Annotated in this window: 23 protein-coding genes and 2 pseudogenes; 17 read left to right on the top strand and 8 right to left on the bottom strand. The window is 48.6% G+C overall.

What is annotated here, in order from left to right; all coding sequences use genetic code 11:
* The first annotated feature begins 389 nt into the window (after positions 1–389).
* A complete protein-coding gene (locus tag FDW98_RS07165) occupies positions 390–4,379 on the top strand; it encodes a hypothetical protein (RefSeq protein WP_137398803.1) in 3,990 nt (1,329 codons plus the stop codon).
* Between the two features lie 274 nt (positions 4,380–4,653).
* Here FDW98_RS07165 and FDW98_RS23600 read toward each other — a convergent pair whose 3' ends face one another.
* The 6 genes from FDW98_RS23600 to FDW98_RS07140 all read right to left on the bottom strand — a co-directional run bounded on the left by FDW98_RS23600 (position 4,654) and on the right by FDW98_RS07140 (position 7,415).
* Complete coding sequence (locus tag FDW98_RS23600; RefSeq protein ID WP_249935694.1) at positions 4,654–4,803, bottom strand: hypothetical protein; 150 nt, start codon at positions 4,801–4,803, stop codon at positions 4,654–4,656.
* Positions 4,804–4,807: 4 nt separating this feature from the next.
* A complete protein-coding gene (locus tag FDW98_RS23595) occupies positions 4,808–4,972 on the bottom strand; it encodes a hypothetical protein (protein ID WP_249935693.1) in 165 nt (54 codons plus the stop codon).
* Positions 4,973–5,274: 302 nt separating this feature from the next.
* Positions 5,275–5,850, bottom strand: a complete 576-nt coding sequence (locus FDW98_RS07155) for an inovirus-type Gp2 protein (protein WP_137398802.1) — start codon at positions 5,848–5,850, stop codon at positions 5,275–5,277.
* A 324-nt stretch (positions 5,851–6,174) separates the two neighbouring features.
* Entirely contained in the window at positions 6,175–6,549 is a 375-nt protein-coding gene (locus tag FDW98_RS07150) for a zinc-ribbon domain-containing protein (protein ID WP_249935695.1), read from the bottom strand.
* Positions 6,550–6,565: 16 nt separating this feature from the next.
* Positions 6,566–7,099, bottom strand: coding sequence for a secretoglobin family protein (locus FDW98_RS07145; RefSeq protein ID WP_137398800.1), 534 nt, complete (start codon positions 7,097–7,099; stop codon positions 6,566–6,568).
* Positions 7,100–7,202: 103 nt separating this feature from the next.
* Positions 7,203–7,415: an AlpA family transcriptional regulator gene (locus tag FDW98_RS07140; protein WP_137398799.1), complete on the bottom strand. Its 213-nt coding sequence runs from the start codon at positions 7,413–7,415 to the stop codon at positions 7,203–7,205.
* A 449-nt stretch (positions 7,416–7,864) separates the two neighbouring features.
* On the opposite strand from FDW98_RS07140, the gene FDW98_RS07135 reads away from it, so the two are divergent.
* The 12 genes from FDW98_RS07135 (at position 7,865) to FDW98_RS07080 (ending at position 15,977) form a co-directional block, all read left to right on the top strand.
* Positions 7,865–8,998, top strand: coding sequence for a hypothetical protein (locus FDW98_RS07135; RefSeq protein WP_137398798.1), 1,134 nt, complete (start codon positions 7,865–7,867; stop codon positions 8,996–8,998).
* A gap of 124 nt (positions 8,999–9,122) precedes the next feature.
* On the top strand, positions 9,123–9,986 hold the full coding sequence (locus tag FDW98_RS07130; protein ID WP_137398797.1) for a GTPase family protein: 864 nt from the start codon (positions 9,123–9,125) through the stop codon (positions 9,984–9,986).
* Between the two features lie 93 nt (positions 9,987–10,079).
* Positions 10,080–10,913 (top strand): DUF932 domain-containing protein, encoded by an 834-nt coding sequence (locus tag FDW98_RS07125; RefSeq protein WP_137398796.1) that lies wholly within the window; start codon positions 10,080–10,082, stop codon positions 10,911–10,913.
* A gap of 201 nt (positions 10,914–11,114) precedes the next feature.
* On the top strand, positions 11,115–11,819 hold the full coding sequence (locus FDW98_RS07120; protein ID WP_137398795.1) for a WYL domain-containing protein: 705 nt from the start codon (positions 11,115–11,117) through the stop codon (positions 11,817–11,819).
* Positions 11,816–12,430, top strand: coding sequence for a hypothetical protein (locus tag FDW98_RS07115; RefSeq protein ID WP_137398794.1), 615 nt, complete (start codon positions 11,816–11,818; stop codon positions 12,428–12,430). The genes FDW98_RS07120 and FDW98_RS07115 overlap by 4 nt, the downstream gene beginning before the upstream one ends.
* 87 nt (positions 12,431–12,517) lie before the next feature.
* A complete protein-coding gene (locus FDW98_RS07110; protein ID WP_137398793.1) occupies positions 12,518–12,928 on the top strand; it encodes a hypothetical protein in 411 nt (136 codons plus the stop codon).
* 77 nt (positions 12,929–13,005) lie between these two features.
* Positions 13,006–13,245 carry a DUF905 domain-containing protein gene (locus FDW98_RS07105; RefSeq protein ID WP_137398792.1) on the top strand — a complete coding sequence of 80 codons (240 nt, stop codon included), beginning with the start codon at positions 13,006–13,008 and terminating at the stop codon, positions 13,243–13,245.
* Positions 13,246–13,340: 95 nt separating this feature from the next.
* Positions 13,341–13,799, top strand: coding sequence for an antirestriction protein (locus FDW98_RS07100; RefSeq protein ID WP_137398791.1), 459 nt, complete (start codon positions 13,341–13,343; stop codon positions 13,797–13,799).
* Positions 13,800–13,810: 11 nt separating this feature from the next.
* Positions 13,811–14,290, top strand: a complete 480-nt coding sequence (gene radC, locus FDW98_RS07095) for a DNA repair protein RadC (RefSeq protein WP_137398790.1) — start codon at positions 13,811–13,813, stop codon at positions 14,288–14,290.
* Between the two features lie 13 nt (positions 14,291–14,303).
* Complete coding sequence (locus FDW98_RS07090; protein ID WP_137398789.1) at positions 14,304–14,639, top strand: type IV toxin-antitoxin system YeeU family antitoxin; 336 nt, start codon at positions 14,304–14,306, stop codon at positions 14,637–14,639.
* A gap of 67 nt (positions 14,640–14,706) precedes the next feature.
* On the top strand, positions 14,707–15,027 hold the full coding sequence (locus FDW98_RS07085) for a TA system toxin CbtA family protein (RefSeq protein WP_137398788.1): 321 nt from the start codon (positions 14,707–14,709) through the stop codon (positions 15,025–15,027).
* Positions 15,028–15,140: 113 nt separating this feature from the next.
* Positions 15,141–15,977, top strand: coding sequence for a DUF4942 domain-containing protein (locus FDW98_RS07080; protein ID WP_137398787.1), 837 nt, complete (start codon positions 15,141–15,143; stop codon positions 15,975–15,977).
* Between the two features lie 200 nt (positions 15,978–16,177).
* Here FDW98_RS07080 and FDW98_RS07075 read toward each other — a convergent pair.
* A pseudogene (locus FDW98_RS07075) lies at positions 16,178–16,735 on the bottom strand (phosphorothioated DNA-binding restriction endonuclease); the annotation flags it as partial.
* Between the two features lie 52 nt (positions 16,736–16,787).
* Between FDW98_RS07075 and FDW98_RS07070 the strand changes: the two are divergent.
* On the top strand, positions 16,788–17,798 hold the full coding sequence (locus FDW98_RS07070) for an Ldh family oxidoreductase (protein WP_096758455.1): 1,011 nt from the start codon (positions 16,788–16,790) through the stop codon (positions 17,796–17,798).
* A gap of 207 nt (positions 17,799–18,005) precedes the next feature.
* Here the strand turns inward: FDW98_RS07070 and FDW98_RS23800 are convergent, their stop codons facing one another.
* Positions 18,006–18,353, bottom strand: a complete 348-nt coding sequence (locus FDW98_RS23800; RefSeq protein WP_096758454.1) for a hypothetical protein — start codon at positions 18,351–18,353, stop codon at positions 18,006–18,008.
* 221 nt (positions 18,354–18,574) lie between these two features.
* Here FDW98_RS23800 and FDW98_RS07060 point away from each other — a divergent pair.
* From FDW98_RS07060 to FDW98_RS07050, 3 genes and pseudogenes are all read left to right on the top strand, one after another.
* Positions 18,575–19,023, top strand: a pseudogene (locus FDW98_RS07060) (STM2901 family protein).
* Positions 19,017–19,343 carry a DUF1493 family protein gene (locus FDW98_RS07055; RefSeq protein WP_003830102.1) on the top strand — a complete coding sequence of 109 codons (327 nt, stop codon included), beginning with the start codon at positions 19,017–19,019 and terminating at the stop codon, positions 19,341–19,343. The pseudogene FDW98_RS07060 and the gene FDW98_RS07055 overlap by 7 nt, the downstream one beginning before the upstream one ends.
* An 18-nt stretch (positions 19,344–19,361) precedes the next feature.
* The gene (locus tag FDW98_RS07050; protein WP_003830101.1) at positions 19,362–19,847 is read left to right on the top strand and encodes a type VI secretion system tube protein TssD; all 486 of its coding nucleotides are present in this window, start codon (positions 19,362–19,364) and stop codon (positions 19,845–19,847) included.
* The last annotated feature ends 44 nt before the right edge of the window (positions 19,848–19,891 follow it).

The following is a 19,891-nucleotide window of genomic DNA, read 5'->3' as shown; positions in this document are numbered from 1 at the left end:
GATCGTCTACCGGGGTGGGGTCAGTCCAATTACTAACATAGGTGTGTATTAATCAACGGGAGCAGGTCACATTGACTGAGCAGGCGGGGATATTAGTACTCAATCGACACGATGAAAAAGGGTGAGCTAAGCACCGGAGATTACAGCCTTCTACTGGCGCTATCGCTGGACAAATTACTATTTGATTAATTAACAAAAAAGAGGACATCGGTAGCGCTCAACAGATATAGCCGACGCTGATAATTAAAATGTGCAGTGCCCTTTGAACCCAAACGATATCATGAAGTTGCAACTAACATTCGCAGAAGATGTTTTATCTTTTCACTCTTTGACAACATACTAGATGCCTACCGATTTAGGCCTTAGGACGTTTATAGGGATAGGAATAAATGGAAGAAGATGAGGAAGTGGCACTCCAATCGGGCGATTCCGCCGGCTCAGGTGCTCGGGCACTCGCTGGTTATGATTACCAAGTCGATGTTTCCATTTGGTTGGCTCTGGACTTGATGCTCGGTTCCTGCCTAGCACAGTCGATTGAACTTGAGCCCGGAACCGAGGAAGATCTTGAAGCAGAACTTGCGGAGGATGAACCGGGTCGTGTGGTGACACATGTTGGACTTAATGGTTATACCCTTGTCGTGCAGGTTAAGCTTCGCGGTGGAGACGCATGGACAGTTAACGGCATCATCCGTCTTCTTAAACATGGAAGCGCAACCCGACCATCGGCTGCGAAAAGGCTGGCTCAACCTACAGTGCGCTATCTCCTCGTTACGAGTGCGGCGCTGAACGGTAGAACAAGAGATCTTGGCGTGAAGCTAGCTGGAAGTTGGCCGAAAGAAAGTGAGATGTCCGCTTCAATTGTAAAAGCGCTACCAGCTGGCGCTGCGGGGCGCGTAGCCATCATCGGCAGCTTGGATGAGGAGCGTTTAATCCTTGAAATAAAGCGACTTCTGACCGAACGATTTGGCGTACCGAACTCGCGCTGGGTCGCGTGTTTACGGGTTCTTCGCGATGAGGCATGGTTGCGTGTCCGACATGTTGGTGAAGGTCGATGGTGTCGAGAGGATCTTGTAGAAGTCATCAAGAATCATGACGGTTTTCTCGCAAGCTCGCCGCAACTTGACGATTACGTGCATCCCCAAAATTGGCGGGATTTACGTGACGCTATTGGAACTCCCAAATATGCAGCAATTATCATCGGTCAATCGGGAACTGGAAAAACGCTTGCGACGGATAAGCTTTATGAAGAACTTCACCGGGAAATTCCCGAATTGGCGCGTGTACGCATTAGTCAGGGACCGCAGCAACTACGTAATGATCGTACGCCGCCACCTGTTCTATACGATATCGAAGATCCATGGGGGCGATACAACTTCGAACCCACCAGCCGCCCATGGAACGATCAATTAGCTGATTGCCTATCAAAGGCGCGCGCTGATCGCATGATAATCGCCACGAGCAGGAAGGACGTCGCTAGGGAATCTGGTGCGATGAAGTCTGTTGAATCTTGGATCATACCCCTCGAAGCGGAGAATTATGGCAGGCCTGAGCGTCAGCGCCTCTATCGTTCAAGAATCAAAACGCTGCCGCGAGACATTCAACTTCTTGCTACCGACTCAGAGCCGCAGGTGCTCGAGAAGTTAGCGACCCCACTCGAAATTGAGAAATTCTTCGACGCCATGCGTACGATGGGCCGTCCAAAGAGGAATCAAGACCAGGGCTTTATCAGAAATGCGATTGCCAAAGCTCATGAGAACTCGATAGAAGACACAGTTGTGCAGCAGATTGAGGAACGAGACGACGTTCGCGCTGCTGCTATCATCTGGGCATTTCTCAAAGCGAATAATCGCCTATCGCTTCAGGTACTTCGCAGCTTGGAACTGGAACTAGCTCATCATCTTCCTGCCTTGGGCGACGGAGTGACACCATTGATAGATTTTTTTGTCGCCGCTCGTAATCTACGTTCTGGAGATGGAAATGTGTCCTACTACCATCCTAGAGTGGAGGCTGGTGTTGAACGTGCCCTCAAACGCCATGCTGTTCCCGCAACTGCGGCACTGCGTGTGCTCCTCGATGTCCTGACAGAGCCCGATGAAGAGGTTGAAGCATGGGGAGCAGGGGTAGCCACGCGTATTGTCGCTGCAGCCAGACGCATACCGGAACTTACATTCAAAATAACTCCAAAAATCACAGAAAAATTAGATGCTTGGATATCTTCACAGCTAATCGATCCCGCCTGTAATTTTAACGAGTATCTGAAGCTTGCCGCGGCTGCGGGGTCGCCTAGGTGCAATGGCGCGGAATTCGCTCGCTTCATTTTTCATCGACCAGATATGGGCTTTGGTGGATTTGTTATATGGGGATGTCCTGACCACCCCAATTCTTGGTATGAACATTTACGTGCAGATCCAGCAATTGCGACTTTCGCAGGGCGTTTTATCCGGGAAGTGTTGCCTGATGATCGTACACATTACGGTAAATCTTTTGTCACCGTCCTTGATCGCTTAGCCCCTGAACTCACCCCAGCCTATCTCCAGGCAGCAGAAGATATCATCTACCATGGATTCATCGAGTCGGCCGAAACCGTTGCTGCGGGAGCCGTGCGCGATATTGATGGTTTCGAACCTATCGTCGATAGAGCGGTGAAAGAAATAACTACTACCAACGAGCAACAAAGTAGGGTGTTAGAGATGCACCTCGCTATCAAGAACGAGGTATACAACGATGACTATGCCGAACATCTGTCCGAATGTGATGAGAGTTATACCGCGTCGGAATTCCTTCGAGTCTATGTAGATCGCGTGCGTATAGAGAGAGGGTGGATGAGCTTGGCGAAGCATCCTCAAGCTGCAGCACTTCTTTCTTACTGGATGCGCTCTTTAATCAACGGCACAAAAGACGCCCCCCCCTCCAATAACGAAATGGTTGGTGCATTCAATGCTGCATTCGGCAGCAAGGAGGAGGATGCCATATGGGCCGTTCTTAGGCGGCATTGGGACGATAAGTATCGAGAGCGACTTTTAGGTCGCGTCATAGATGGTTCTTCGCAGGATAATGTGCGGTTTGCTGCGCTGAAGTGTGTCATTCTAAAAATGCCTGACGAGTTATCGACGATTGTTGATAGGCTACGTCAGCTTGGAAAGGATGAGCGTGTTGCAGAATTGATGATTGATCTCGCACATATTCAAACTTACTGGTGCGTTGACCGAGAAAAGCATGAGCCCGAGACCATTCCGGTCATGAAATATCTTGATCCAGTTTTGCTAGAATTATGTGATGCTGCCAGTAAGAGCTCAGGAGAGGAACAACGGCCTTTATCTTCAGAGGCGCTCAGCTTGCTGGCTAAGCCAGCTCTTGTAAGTCCGAGTGTGCGTAAGTTACGTATTAGCAGGCATCTTGAGCTTTCAGCAACCATTCGTTCCGACATAGAGTGTACGCTCACGCATAGTGAAGATCGCGACGCTTGTGTCGAGGCAATAGACGCAGCAATATCATTAGGTTTTGAAGATATAATCGAAGATTCATTGGATCACAAGTTTGCACACGTCGTAGCAAAAGCTCTTGTTTCAATCGGAGAAAAAATTTTGGGACCGTTGCCAGCGAATTTGCTAGCTCTGGTTGAGGCAAAAGGCAGTCCGGTGCGTAAAGCGTTAGTTCAGCTGCTCGCCACCAACCCTCACCACGACTATCTTCCTGTGCTGCTGCGTCTTGCCCAAGATCATTGGTCTTCATGCTCACATAATTATGGCGAAAATGATAATTTTCCGATCGCCCGTACGGCTGTCAAAGCGATTAGCACGCTGCCTTCCCTCCATTCTTCTATCCTTGAACAGCTGCTGGAGATTGCGGTTAAGACTTCCGATCATCTGGTTCGTGAAGAACTGTTTGAGATAATTGCTGAACATGGAGGTCAAGCATTCCAGGAGCGATTGTTTGAGCTCATTGTTGCACCGGGTCGTAAAGAGGTCAGTCTTGACGCAGCCCATGCAATGTTGGTTAAAGCGGAGGTTCTTGAGCCTGTAGTGATTGACATGATTACTTCAGACATTTTACTAAACCTTAGGCCATCAATTGCATCCAGGCTCACTCTGATTGTCGCCTGTCAAGTATCGCTTCCAGAAAGGCTAAAAATTGCACGCAAAATTTCTGCAAACCTAAATCGACGAGCGCTACTACTTCTGATGCTATGGTCAGACATTGGGAATTGCGAATCCGCTGTTTCCGCCATCACGCAACTTCTGCCCTGCGGGCATCCATCACTTATGTGGGTTGAGGCTGGTCCGATCGAATACGCTGAGGATGAGCTCATAGCAGACTTGGGGGAACCTGCCATATGTCAGGAGGTTCTGGCATGGATAAATCCTAAGAAGGATAAATGATTATAAACAAATCTTTTGACCTCAATATTTCGATTTTCGAATAAGGTAGAAATACTAATCTCTAAGTCGTCGGTTATTCCGATTTAGTCTGGATCATAATCGGAGTCAAGAGCAGCTTAAAGCGTCAGCTACGCGGGTTTTTTCAGTCAGGGCTGCTACGGTAGCCCTGTGCTAGTTGATACAATCATTACAAGTTGTTATTGACCGAGAAAAGTACTGCCCAAGAATAATCTAATCCAAAAGATTTCAAACCTGCCTTGCAAGATGTATTAATTTAAATAAGTTCTCTGTCCATCCCCAATAGCCTCTGCAAACGCGCCTCGGCCTGCAACATCGCTAGCACTGCATTGTATTCCTGCTGTTGCTGCGCGCCAAACAGATCGAGCATATAGACCGTTATACGGTACCAAGGCCAGTAACGCACCCCGTCAGCACAGCCTGAGCAGCCCGCCGGGCAGAAAGGTAAACAGTGCGACGAAAGTTTTGCTGAGGTACTCTTCAAGCAATACGCCACCAATGACAAATACACCGCTGACGGCAATCTTCAGTCCTACATCAAGTGCTTCGGCACGGCTTGTACCCTCTGGTCGCATCAGTATGTTTTTGGCTGCGTGGAACAGTGAAAAAAACCTTCGCGTATCATTCGAACCAAGTTGCGGGCAATTGTGAAGAAAATATTTATCAGTGTTGTCATCAAGTTACTAATGATCCCGGTGATGGCTACGTCACTAAACCCCATTAGCACGTTGCGCCAGTTATCGAGACAGCGTTTTGCCACCCACTCACCACGGATTCTTAAGCCTCCCAGACATGCCCCTAGTCCAGCTATCGTTAGAGAGGAACTACTGTGGTGTTTTGTGGTGCCAGTTAATTGGACTATTGACGTAAAAAACTGTCAGGCTCGGGAACCGATACTCCTGGGACGTCCTGTCAATGATCGCTCGGGCACCTCATTGCAACCATACAGCAACATATCGTTTTTCTGTTCAATCTTGGTCATATATTCCAGTACGTCGCGTATGTTAGAAATGCTTCCCGAATCGCTGTAATGGACCGGTATATTGATATCCGCCTCATAGTTCGGCTTATGCTCACAACGATAGTAACAGCCGTCATTTTCCGTGATTGCACGCCAGCATTCTCCGGCCTTCTCCATCCAGAAAAAGGGTTTCTGGGTTTTATTACCATCCAGCCAGAAAGCCACATGCGCATGGAACAGGTGATCTTCGGTCCATTCAATTACCCAAAAATAACCCACCACTACGGGCATACTCATCATTTCGTCCATCAGATGCCGGACATCAGACTCCATCTGCCGATGATCCGGATGGTGATATTTAAAGGTATTTTTTTGATAGAAAAGATCCTGCCGTATTACCCTCAGACAGGAATAGCGATTAACCATCGCGTTAATATGCATATCAAGGACAGATTTCAAAAACCAGTCCGGTGTCCAGTTGCGTTTTTTCATAGCGTTATCTCTTGATCGCCGATAGCAGGATCAGTGTTGAATTAATATGTGGGATAGTGTCGATGCCCTGAAGCGGGCATCGCGGTATTTCTGTTTGCGTAACAAAGCATTGAGATGCCGAAGAGAAATCTATAACAGGGAAAAAACCGACTGTAGATGGATTACAGGCAGCAGATGGAACTGGCTGCGGACAGTAGTTGCTTACTTGATTACGAACAGGGAGTGAGTCTTAATTATATTAATTAACCGAAATTAATATTTCCCCGGATCGCCCCTTTGCGAGGGGAAATAATACGGACAACAAGTCAGGTCCTAAAACCCTATTTATCCCTCTCGACTGTATATTCCTGTTCCGCACTGAGGGCATTTTTTTCTACCTCCATACGTCAAACCGCACATGGTGCATTGCCACCGGGTAGTCGTAATGACCGGCGGGAGTTGTGCCAGAAGGCGCTGTAGCTTCGCCACTGCTGAAGGCTTGCTATTGACGGTTGCCAGGTAAGGGCACTGCAGCAGTGCTTCCGGCACTCCCTGAAGTATGTCATGTTCGAACCAGGGCGGGGATGTTCTGGTGGGAAGTTGGAATATCAATGGGCACTGACAGTGGTGACAGCGCCAGTCTTCATTTTCGGCTATATTCACTTGGCGGGCGTGCACAATTTCGCCGGTGCCTCGCTGTGCGATATAACATTTCAGCATTCGCATTCACCAGCCCTCACATTGGCCTAGTGGCACGAATATAATTTTCAGTTAGCGTTTTCAGTCCTCGGTATGATTTTTGTTTTTCTGATATCCATTGCTTCAGCGTGTCAGGAAGCGGTAAATGCAGCGAATACCATTCATCCAAATCCCGGCCTGCAACCAGTTCACACCAGCAGAGTAGTGTCAGCGTTTGTCGAAAGCCCGGTTGCGTATGCAGCCGGAATAACATTTGTAATTGTTCCGCCAGTCTGCTTTTCCCAAGACGGTAACATTCACTGAGCAACACCCCAGGCAACAGAGAATAGTCAGTACGTTTGTTTAGTCGGGGAATAACGGCACACTCTTCCTCCTGGGATGTTTGAGTGACCTGCAGCAAACACTGTGGGACGACAATGACCGATGTCATATCGCCCGAAGATCTGCACGATGTAATCGCCAGCTTGTGCCAGTGCTCTATTTCCTGCTGGCACAAACCATGGAACAAATTGATTCGAGTAAAATCATTGAGCCAGGTTTGGTAATGGTTAAGCAATTGGATGTTTTTCATGGATAATTTTCCTTGATTATTAAATCTCAGGCAGCCGTAATCCTCCGCAGAGATCGGATAGTGCAAGCACGGCCTGGATGAATGTTATTTGGTGAAGTAAGGCTTACTGCTGTTTGTGGGATTCTTCGATACGGGACTGCAACCAGGCTTCCACTTCACTTTTCCGCCAGCGGGAACTGCGTCCAAATTTGGTAGGTTTTGGAAACCTACCGTCTTTAATCAGTTTGTAAAACCACTTGTCAGTAAGTTGGGTGAGTTGCGTGATGAAAGCCATATCGATGAACTGGTCTTCGAGTAGGGAAGTTTTAATGGTCATGATTAGACCCTCTGGTAGCTAAATGGATACCGGAGTCGAATTATGAATCACTGCTGCCCGCTCCGGCATAGATACCGGTGGAGCTGTAAAAAATTAGAGATAATTGTTGCCCAACTCCGAAGCGCTTTCTGCCTTGCTGATTAAGTATGCCCCTTATACCCATATTGAACGTGCTCAGCCTGCTCGACACGAGGACTTCTTCCTTATGTTTAAACTGCGGATTGAGATATGCTCTTCGTAGTCAAGCCATTACCTAGTAAATCAAAGGTGTTTTTTCTGTAAGTTATTGATATTTAAATTTTCAACCATGTTTTGTTAATACGTTTTTACTACACCAAAACTATGAAAAATCTATGATTTTTTTTGTTTTATTCATCGTTATCGCTATTGCCATTTTACGTTTTTACTATGTAAGATGAAGTTAATGAATTTCTGTGGGTGGTGACAAAATGAACGAAAAAACGGATGTTGAGAAAAGTCGGGCATGGGAGATAGAGCGTTCCGAAAAAGAAAAAATCAGGCTCAGAAAGGAACAGGCAGAAAATAAGGCTTGGATAAAAAACAAATTAAAATGGTTGAATAAAGAACCAAGAGCTGCATTTTTTTTCTTTTTTTACCTGGGGATTAATTTCCAAAAATCCAGAGGTGGCTGCGTTGTGCCGAAAACTGAAAAATATGATAATCCATTATCAGCAGAAGCTCTCGGAACCAAATCATTTAGAATCGCTATTGATAAAACACCAGGGCAGCAACCAGAAGTAAGGGCTACGATCGGTGGAATCGCACCAACATTCGCTTTTAATCCTCATCAGAACAAATCTGAATTAGATGCACAAGAAATGCTGGAGGTACAAGAAAAATTAGAAAAGAACAGTTTGATGAATACAGTATCCGTCATTCAAGAAAATCCAAAAGAAGACATAGATAAAATCATCAATAAGCTTAATACTTATAAGTTGAATAACAAACCTGCCAATGGAGTTTCCTTCCCATATTTTGTCAAGGATTTTACAGGAGTAGAAGATATTCCCACTTATATAATAAAGACTTTATCTTTCTTAGATATAAATAATGTTCTGAGTTTTATAAAAGAAACCAATGAGGCATGGGTAAGAGCCCAGGAGGATTTTCAACAGGCTTTTTCATGGATGGATATTAAAAATGAACAACAGTGCATTTGGGTCTGGAATACCATGAAGGATAAGGGCGTTTCCCCTCCAGTTAATCCACTCAATAATTTTCAGCGCTGGCATTTTATCTGCGCAACCTTCGATTTATGGCAGGGATGGACTAAAGAGCAGTTAGATGAATTAACGAGAGGTCAGAAAAAAATAAGTCCGCAACGCCTTGAGTTAAAGTTATCTGTTTGCCCTCCGAAGAAGCACAAGGTTGTTTTGATGGATGAACTGGAAAAAGCCTGGAAGATGAAACTGGGTCGCAAGACAGTAAATAATAATGCAGAACTAAAACTCCCAGCAAAAATAAGAAAGAAACTGACGAAGCTTTCAGGGAAATACGATATTTCTGAGTTGGATATGATGGCCTTGCTTATTGAAAGTGAGTGTGCCAGGAATGATCTGTAGAAAGTAAAATGCTTTTGTTTATTTAAAAAGAATTCAAATATATATCATCTCCCTGAATATACCTCATTAACTGCAGAACCTAACGGTTCTGCAGTTTTTTGTTTTCTTTATCTCAGGAGATTTCATGAAAAATCAGGAAGGCATGCAGCCCCTGCAGCAATCGCTTTCTGGCCTGCCGCAGTGGGCGTCGGAGCGTATTCTGCAGCAGATAAACCAGCTTACTCACTACGAACCGGTGATCGGCATTATGGGTAAAACCGGGGCCGGCAAGAGCAGTTTGTGCAATGCCCTGTTTGCCGGAGAGATATCGCCGGTCAGCGATGTGGTGGCCTGTACCCGTGAACCCCTGCGCTTTCGTTTGCAGGTTGGCGAGCGCTGTATGACTATTGTGGACTTGCCAGGTGTCGGTGAAAGCGAAAGTCGTGATGCGGAATATGCCACGCTGTACCGGCAACAGCTTCCCCGACTTGACCTGGTGCTGTGGCTGATTAAGGCCGATGACCGAGCACTATCAGTGGATGAGCATTTTTACCGGCAAGTGATTGGTGAGGCATACCGAAATAAGGTGCTGTTTGTTATTAGCCAGGCAGATAAGCTCGAGCCCACCAGCAGTGACAATAAATTATCCACGGAACAGAAACAAAATATCAGTCGTAAAATCTGTCAGTTGCATGAGCTCTTTCAGCCTGTAAATCCAATCTGTGCAGTATCAATTCGTCTGGAATGGGGGCTTCGGGTGATGGCTGACCGGATGATCCGTTGCCTGCCACGCGAGGCCAGCAGCCCGGTAGCGGTACAGCTCAGTGCGTCATTTCGTACCGATGCCGTTAATAAAAAAGCCTGTGACGATTTTGGGGAAACGGTCGGCTCGGTACTGGACACAGTAAGCTCCATGCCCCTGATACCGGCCCCGGTTCGGACAATCATTCAGGCTGTACGCGGCACCGTGGTGTCGGTTGCCCGTGCCATCTGGCATTTCTTCTTCTGAATATTGCCGCTTAATCCGTCGTTTCCTGAACCCTGTCGCCATTTGAGCGGCAGGGCTTTTTGTATTTATTTTTCCATCATGAGGAGTCTGCTTATGACCCGTCTGGCTTCGCGCTTTGGCGCAGCAAACCTTATCCGTCGCGACCGTCCGTTAACCCATGAAGAGCTGTTTCGTGTGGTTCCCAGTGTCTTCAGTGAGGATAAACACCAGTCCCGCAGTGAACGCTATACCTACATTCCAACAATATCTCTGCTCGGCAGCCTGAAACGTGAAGGCTTTCAACCGTTCTTTGCCTGTCAGACCAGGGTTCGTGATCCTGAGCGTCGCGAGCACACAAAGCACATGCTGCGACTGCGCCGTGAGGGGCAAATTACCGGTAAACAGGTTCCGGAAATCATTCTGCTTAACTCCCATGACGGCACCAGTTCGTATCAGATGTTGCCGGGGTTATTCAGGGCGGTATGCCAGAACGGGCTCGTCTGCGGTGAATCTTTTGGCGAAGTAAGGGTGCCACATAAGGGGGATGTGGTTAGTCAGGTGATAGAGGGGGCGTATGAGGTGCTGGGGATTTTTGACCGTGTGGAAGAGAAGCGGGATGCCATGCAGTCGCTGATGCTGCCGCCATCTGCACAACAGGCTCTGGCACAGTCTGCACTGGCGTACCGTTTTGGTGAAGACCACCAGCCGGTGACAGCACCTCAGATACTCTCCCCACGCCGCTGGCAGGATGAGAGTAATGACCTGTGGACCACCTACCAGCGTATTCAGGAGAACCTGATTAAGGGCGGGCTCAGTGGACGTAGTGTAAAAGGCGGGCGAACGCATACCCGTGCCGTGCGCGGTATCGACGGCGACGTGAAGCTTAACCGTGCGCTGTGGGTGATGGCAGAAACGATGCTCAGCGGGTTTCAGTCAAACAAATACTAGCTCCGGGTTAATGCGGACATCACCTGTCCGTTCATTGCTCAATTTACAGGCAATGTTTCCTCTGACTGGACACGAAGCCGCATTCTGATTGCATTCAGCCTGCTGAAAAAATACTGCTTCTGCTGTCCATATCCTGTCCGGCCCTCTCGTTACACTAATCACTTAATTTTCAGTCCATTAACAGAATGGAGAACGCCTCTCATGTCTCAGTCTGAGCGCCGCCATGAGCGCCTTGCGGTCCGCTTGTCGCTAATTATCAGCCGCCTTGTGGCAGGGGAAACACTGATCATGCAGAAGCTGGCTGCCGAGTTCGGTGTGTCAGTACGCACGCTGCGTCGGGATTTTCGTGAGCGGCTGACCTATCTCGACCTGGAGTTCCGTGACGGGCAGTGCAGCCTGCTGTCGGGTAGTCGCCAGCGGGAGCTGGCGGTGCAGACTTTCGTCCGCCACTCCGGTGTGGAGGCGCTCTTTCCGGATATCGACAATCAACTGGTTACCTCTCTGTTGAGTGCCAGCGAATCTCCCTGCCTTATCTGGCACAGCGCTACCTCCCGGGCACTGGCACGGTCAGAAGTGTTTACGCGATTGGTTCGCGCTATCACTGAACACCGTCGGGTGACGCTACTGGCAGAAGGCGGTCGTTACTCCAGCCTGGCTCCTTACCGCCTGGTGTGCAGCGACGGCTGCTGGTATCTGACCGGTGAGCTCGGGGGGCATATAACGGTTTTCCCGCTGGGCGATATTCATACGGTTACCTTCCACCCGGCACTGTTCGTGCCGGATGCACGGGTGCGTAACCTGCTGTCACATCCCGATTTTCTTCGGGTATTACCTCACTTTCAGACTTTCCACTCACTGCTCGTTGTTAGTGACGACGGGTTTTCACCTCAAAAGGAACAGATATGAAATTACTTACTACCACGGCGCTGGCGCTCAGTCTGTGTGCGGGTACCGTTTTGCCAGTAGCCGCTGAAAATGTCGTAGGGACGGTTAAGGCCTGGCAATACATGCAGGCTGACGGCTGGAAATCAGCCGATGGTCTGGACAATCACACCCTCAGCAATGCGCTCTACGGTGCCAGAGTCATTGATAATTATCCCTGGACCAGGCAGTTTCTGCTGCGGATGGGATACAACGGAGGCTATTTTCTCGCTGACAAAAACACCAAAACGGTACGCAAACTTACACTCAAAACGGCCAGTGGTTCCCCCGCCGATTTGACATCCGTGTACCAAGGCGAGGGTAAGGCGTGTGGGTTCACTCTGATTGATACCCAGGCCTCGCTGCTGGACGAGGCGCAACAGAGATCGGGTGGTACAGATAATCCGACAGAAGCGTTGAATCATGCCCGGTCTACCTACACACCGAAAGCCCTGCTGGTCGTGCCTGATAATTGCGTCAATCCAAAACAACAGGCCGCGCTGGCGGCTAAGCGTTCTCAAAAAGACCGCGAACTGCAGCAGTGGGTGGCAAAGCAAAGCATGGCTGAACTGTGCCGCCGTACTGGTAACTGCTGAGAATCTGGTTACAGGCGTTTTAAATTACATCAGATGCCTGGCAATCTATCGGGTGTAAAGGACACCCATTAATTCAGGAAGAATGCCATGTTAAGAATTATCACCTCAGCCATACCCGCCCTCATTCTGTCACTCACCACCTTCAGTACCGGTGCCGCACAGCTTCCGGCAAGCCTGATGGATAAAGACAATCCCGGCCAGGAATACTGGTGCCAGGGGAACGACATAAACACCTCCATGTGCTCACTGACCGGCGTCAGTCATGACCGTAAGTTTGCCCTGATTCAGGACCTGCCGGGCCCTGCCTGTGAAGATTTAAGCTTCGGGGTTATCGACCTGGTGCGCCAGACCGGCATCAATGTTCCTTACGATGGTGGTGACTGTAAGGGCGATGTGCAGGCCGGGTTTGTGCGTGGCTCGAAAGATAATGCTCTGTATGTGAAGATTGTCCGGGGCAGCAAAACCCTGAAGCTGTATAAGGTACAAACCGGTTACTGACAATCACCTCACACCCGCATACTCCCACAGCCCCTGACGCGTCTGCGTCAGGGGCTTTTGCTTTTAAGGTACACCGAATGCCTGAATCTCAATTACTACCGCCGGGTTCATTCACTCGCCAGCAGGCCGAAGCGATTGCCCGCCGGTATCACAACATCGCCATTGAAGACGACCAGGGCAGTCACTTCCGTCTGGTGGTTCGCGACCCCGAAGGTAGGATGGTCTGGCGTGCATGGAACTTTGAACCGGATGCCGGTACGGTCCTCAACCGGCATATCGGGCAGGATGGCATTTGCAGAGCATTATCCACCGACTGACTGCAGTCATTTATCAGCATACATTTCAGACCCCAATTACCCCATCCCATACGCCAGCCATCGCCGCTGGCGTTTTTTATTGACGGAGAAACCCTATGACAACACAGACACAGTACGAGTTTGTTCCCGCTAACGAACCGCACTTCACCCTCAGTGCCACGCTGGTACCCGACGAACAGCGAATTAACTTCTGGCCACAGCACTTCAGCTCCATTCCGCAGTGGATAACGCTGGAGCCGCGTATTTTTGTCTCGATGGACCGCTTCTGTGACGAGTACAGCGGCGGTATCTGGACGTTTTACACACTCAGCAATGGCGGGGCGTTTATGGCTCCCGATACTGAGGATGACGATAAATGGCACCTGTTCAACAGCATGAATGGCAATGGCGCGGAAATGAGCGCGGAAGCCGCAGGCATTGCTGTCTGCCTGATCGAATACAGCCATCACGCCTGTCGCACGGAGTGCGATGCCATGACAGAGCATTACTACCGTCTGCGGGACTACGCCCTTAGCCATCCCGAATCCCGCGCCATTCTCGCCATCATCGATTAAGGAGTTTTGCTATGGAGAAACAACTGACCTTGTTTACGTCGGAACTACCGTTGCTGGCACAGCGCACCATCAAACGAGCCCTGAGTCTGCTTGACCACCATCTGCGTGAACCGGGGGTGGCGTTCACCTCCACACAGGCGGCTCGCGACTGGCTCATGCTGAAGATGGGCACCCTTGAACGGGAAGAATTTGTCGTGATGTACCTGAATAACCAGAATCAGCTGCTGGCCCACGAAACGCTGTTCACCGGCACCCTCAGTCACACTGAGGTTCATCCCCGCGAAGTGGTGAAACGCGCCCTGTACTTTAACGCAGCGGCGGTGATATTTGCCCATAACCACCCGTCCGGGGAAGTGACTCCGAGCCAAGCGGACAAGGCTGTCACTCAGCGACTGGTAAAGGCGCTGATGCTGGTGGAGATCCGAGTGCCTGACCACCTGATTGTTGGCGGCAGGCAAATATTCTCCTTCGCCGAACATGGTCTTCTTTAACAGGAATAAAATTATGAACAAAGACACTACCCAAACCTGGGGACTTAAACGAGATATCACACCATGCTTCGGAGCACGGCTGGTGCAGGAAGGTCATCATCTGCATTTTCTGGCGGACCGGGCAGATTTCAACGGTTCGTTCAGTGAGATGCAAGCCCGAGATCTGGATGAAGCCTTTCCACATTTTGTCGCGCATATGGAATTGATGCTGCTCTCCAGTGAGCTGAATCCCCGTTGCGTGCATTGCGTCACGCTGTACCGTAACGAGCTGACATGTGAAGCCGATACGTTGGGCAGTCATGGGTATGTGTATATAATAATTTATCCCTCAAATCAGGTTAAAGACTGAACCTCTGCATCATCTTAGCTTTGTAAGCCATCAAATCTTCCGTTCCTTTCATTAAGAGACGCAACTCATGCAAATCTCAACTGTACCGGCCACGTTGCCGGTTTCGTCACGCCTGCCACCTGTGCAGGTTTGGCAGCAACTATTAACTTATCTGCTGGAACACCATTACGGTCTAACGCTAAACGACACACCATTCCATGATGATTCAGCCATCCAGGAACATATCGAGGCGGGTATCACACTTGCTGATGCGGTGAATTTCCTAGTGGAACGCTATGAACTGGTGCGCATCGACCGTAAAGGATTCACCTGGCAAGAGCAGACACCATCCCTGACCACTATCGATTTACTCAGAGCCAAGCGAGCTATCGGATTAATGAATATATAAATTCTTCGAGCATCATTCCTGATTTTTACCTTTGAACTTCCCACCTTATTTATTCATCGCATAATGCGCCTGCCATTTCCGGCAGGCGTGTTTGCTTTTATGGATGATTGACGATGCAAACAGAACCCCTTGTATTAACGGAACACAATGAACTCATCTTTTCGACCAGTATCGAACGAGTAGTTTCTGGCCGCGATGCTGCACTGCTGCAAATTGAACAGCTCATCCAGCAGCTTGATGCCATTTCACGGTTAACCTCTGAAGTTGGCGGTGGTACGGCGCAAGACTGGGCGATGAAAGCCGGGCACCGCTACGATAGTTGGCTGACTGAAACGGTGGATAAAGCGATCTCTGCTGTCACCCGCAATATTGACTGTAGTATCTGGCGTGATTTGATGTTGAAGTCTGGCATGATGGCATTGATGGATGCTCAGGCGCGCGACCAGTGGCATAAGAACCTGGAGGAGGGTGATCTGCCTGCCATCAGCGAGGCGAATATACTCAGTACTTTTGAGCAGTTACATCTGAACAAAATGGATGTCTTTGAACGTGGGATCATCAATGTGTTCAAAGGTCTGTCATGGGATTATAAGACCAATAGTCCTTGTAGTTTTGGTAAGAAGATCATCATTAACAATCTGGTGACGCATAACCGCTGGGGATTCAGTCTTAACTGGGGCTGGCGGCGGGATCAGTTGGCTGACCTAGAGCGGATGCTGTTTTTACTCGATGGCAAACCGATTCCCGACAACCGTGGTGATATCTCTACCCGATTGATGGAACATATTCGGGATAACCCGGCTAAGGATGTGTACGAGGATGAGTTCTTCAGTATTCGTTACTTTCAGAAGGGAACGGCGCATTTGATGTTTAAACGCCTGGATATGATTGAAAGAATGAATGACATTATTGCGAAACACTATCTGGGGATGTTAGCTAAGCCTCGTTGAAGCGGAGAGTTTCAGTTGTTTCCTGCTGGTAAAAATGGCTCAAAACTGAGACTATATACATTGATCTAACTCATTGATTTATAATCATAGCAAACTAAAATCAATTGAGTATACAAGTGAGTATATAAATAAGATTTAAATGATTTAATATTTATGTAATTCAGATTGTTATATTGATTTGGCGAGTCCGGCCTTCGCTCTCACCCTCTAAACACCTCTCTCCTGTGCCACTCCACAAACCCATTTTGGGGATAATTCTCGCGCATCATCGGCAGCGCTATCGATTTACCGTCGAAATCCCAGAATAGTTTGCCCACTATGCCGCTGCCATTCACTGCGGGCGACACCTGAACCCGCATACACCCATCCAGCCCAATCGAACCTTTATCAAAGGCTTTATGATGGATTGCGCACAGCGCCAGGCCGTTTGAAATCTCGCACGGGCCGCCGTGCTGTTTCCATTTGATATGGGCGGCTTCCAGGGCAACCGAAGTACTGTCGTGGCGCATATTGAAGCCACAAATGGCGCATTCATAGTTATAGGCACGTAGAACCTGCTGGCGGAACAATGGGTCCCGTTGTTTGCGGATTTGCAGGATATCAAATCCCAGTTCATCCGCGATCTCTTCCTGAATGCTTTCGGTGAAGTGCGCCTCAAGGATTTGCTGTGCCAGGGCGTTAATGAGGTTTTTGCTCTTTTTCAGCAGGGAAAAATGTTGTTCATCAAAGCCTCCGGCAACGTTATGCGTCACCAGTTCTTCTGCCGCAGGCTAACTTTACCGGTGATGAAGAAGAGTAAAGGAGTCGGTCATGGAGATGGTAAACCTCTCGTTAACAGAGGCTTATGCGCTGGCATATAAGGTGCTGCGCGGGAATGGATTCAGTGAAGCGCATGCCGCTGTGGTAGCGAAAAACGTTACCCACGGCGAGCGTGATGGCTGTGCCTCGCATGGTCTGTGGCGGTTGCTGGGGATTGTGGCGACCCTACGTAAAGGGAAGGTGTCACCCGACGCCGAGCCAGTTATCACCGATACCGCGCCGGCCATTGTGAAGGTGGACGCCGGTGGGGCATTTTCCCTACTGGCGTTCGAGCGCGCGCTTCCGCTGTTGATGGAAAAGGCGCGCCACAGTGGTATTGCAGCACTGGCGATTAACCGCTGCGTGCACTTTTCGGCGCTGTTTGCCGATGTTGAGCCGCTCACGGAGGCTGGGCTGGTGGCGCTGGCGACGACGCCCGGCCAAGCATGGGTTGCCCCTGCTGGCGGGACGCAGCCACTTTTTGGCACTAACCCGATAGCGTTTGGCTGGCCGCGTGAAGAAAAACCCCCGTTTATCTTTGATATGGCGACCAGTGCAGCGGCACGGGGTGAGATCCAGCTCCATCAACGGGCAGGAAAAACGGTGCCGGAAGGGTGGGGGATCGATGGTGACGGTCAGGCCACCACCGACGCGCAGGCGATCCTCGACGGTGCGATGCTGACGTTTGGCGGGCATAAAGGGTCAGCTCTGGCGGCGATGGTGGAACTGCTTGCCGGACCGCTCATCGGTGATATGACCAGTGCGGAATCACTGGCGTGGGATAACGGCGCTGGCGGGTTGCCCTATGGTGGTGAGCTGATCCTGGCCCTGGATCCGGTCCGCTTCCTGGGGGCGGACGCCCCGCGGCATCTGGCGCGTGCCGAGATGCTCTTTGCCGGGATGCAGCGGCAAGGGGCGCGTTTGCCGGGTGAGCGTCGCTACCATTCCCGTACGCGTACAATTCGAGACGGTGTGGAAATCGCCCATTCACTTTTCAAGGATATATCTGCGTTAGTGAAATAATTATTGCCATTTTCGCGATAACAGGAGGGATGATGTCCCTCCTGTTATCGGTTTTTTGTCACGTGTTTTTTTTCATACTGTGTTTTGCGCGTAATGTCTCCTTGCCAGGATCTATGCAGAGAAGGAAATCGCGTATGGTGACGGAGAATTCATAGAATATTAAACATAACTGTTCAGGTAGAATTCGGCATGTCAGAATTAACATGATTAATCCTTACCATTATTTATACGCAAAGGTAAGTGAATCATAACGATAATCCATATAAAAATGCCAATGATTTTTATGGGCCAGGGTTCAAACAAGGCGAAACAGGCGAGGATTCCTGCGATCAGTAATGGTCCGGATAATAGGTCAAGTACTCCACCCAATAGACGCATTTTCGTGGGTAAAAACCTGTTTACGATAGAAGCGATAATATAAATACTCCCTACGATGATAATAACGGCAAGGGTTTTATCTTGCCATGAATCGAATTCGAACAAGCAAATTAAACATAAGGTAACTACATAACCGCTAAGAATTATATTTATTATCGGAATAGTAAACTTACTCATATCACTATGTCTCAGTAGTTTTATTTACATTATTATTATGAATGTTTTCCTTACCAGATATAGCACTCAATCACTACATTACGTCTCCCTAGTACATTACTACTAATGGCATGATATTTATTTTATCTGAAAATAGACTTTATACGGTAGTCATCTTTATTCTTCGTGATTCCCCAGGAGTACGATAAGCAAGCAAATTATTGAGGGAAGAAGGGGTACTGATGGACACAGTAGAGGAACTCAACGGAACATACTTTTATAAAGGGGTCTGTAACATTTCTGCAGGTGAGCTATTTTTCTGGATTTTTCTCGACAAAATTGATGAACAATTTGGGGGAATTAAAGATGTGGTAACAATGTCATGTATCATTCTTGGGTTACCATTGCTGAAAACACGGGGTAAACCATATGGGGCAACATAGGCACATCAATTGCCTCCAAATATTCTCGTGAGTTTCTTAACGTAACATTGTCCGTCAGGCTTCCTACCATCACCAATGCCAGTATCAAATATTTAAAACCAATGATGACCAACAATCTTGGGGCATTCGTTGGACGAATAATTCCTGTGATTGGTTGGGCATTACTCGCAAGTGATGTCGCCCAAATTGTCTATAAAACGGTGAATGTCTACAACACCATTGCCAGAGAGGAGGATCGCGTATGGTGACTGATAACGAGGTATTAGAATTTTTTCGGGGAGAGTTATCTCTCGCGGTAACGTTTACTTTCAAGCCTATCCCGATTGAACTTGATACGCCGCTGCAAGGTTACGCTGAATGGGATGAATTACCGTATGCCATTGAAGATTTTGGAGAGAAATATAACGTTGATGTTTCAGTCATTGATTTCGAGGCCTATTACCCGTGGGAAAGAGAGTCGGTCTATCGAAAGTGGTTTACCAAAGAACCCATCAAACAAGTGTCAAAACCGCTTACTGTGCGTATGTTCGCAGAATCAGCCAGAGCAGGTCACTGGTTATATGATTGATTACAAGGAGTTTTACAAATGGCTGTACCCGTTCATTTATTTTTAAAAGATGATGGTGGCGCGATGATTCGTGGAGGTTCAGATGTCCGGGGACGTGAAGGCAGTATTGAGCTCCGTGGTCTAACACATAACCTTAGCATTCCAACAGATGGTGCCACCGGGAAGCTAACCGGCACACGCCAACATGGCCCATTTCTATTTGACAAAGAGATCGACTCCTCCAGCCCATACCTTTACAAAGCAGTTGCGACAGGTCAGACACTTCAAAGTGCGGAACTTAAGTTCTATCACATAAACGACGCAGGCCAGGAAGTGGAATATTTTAATACCCTACTTGAAGGTGTAAAAGTTGTATCAGTGACACCAATCGTGCATGACACACGTACGGTAACGGGAACCGGGCATTTGGAAAGCGTACAACTGCGCTATGAAAAAATCACCTGGTGTATTGTAGATGGCAATATTCAATATACCGACGCCTGGAACGAACGTACTACGGCATAACAAAGATGGCGCAATAACCCCTAATAAAGGCGCCCGCAGGCGCC

The sequence above is a fragment of the Citrobacter sp. wls711 genome (assembly GCF_005281055.1).
Lineage (GTDB): Bacteria > Pseudomonadota > Gammaproteobacteria > Enterobacterales > Enterobacteriaceae > Citrobacter > Citrobacter gillenii.
The sequence above is the reverse complement of the archived record's forward strand: the minus strand, read 5'-3'. Positions and strand labels throughout refer to the sequence as shown.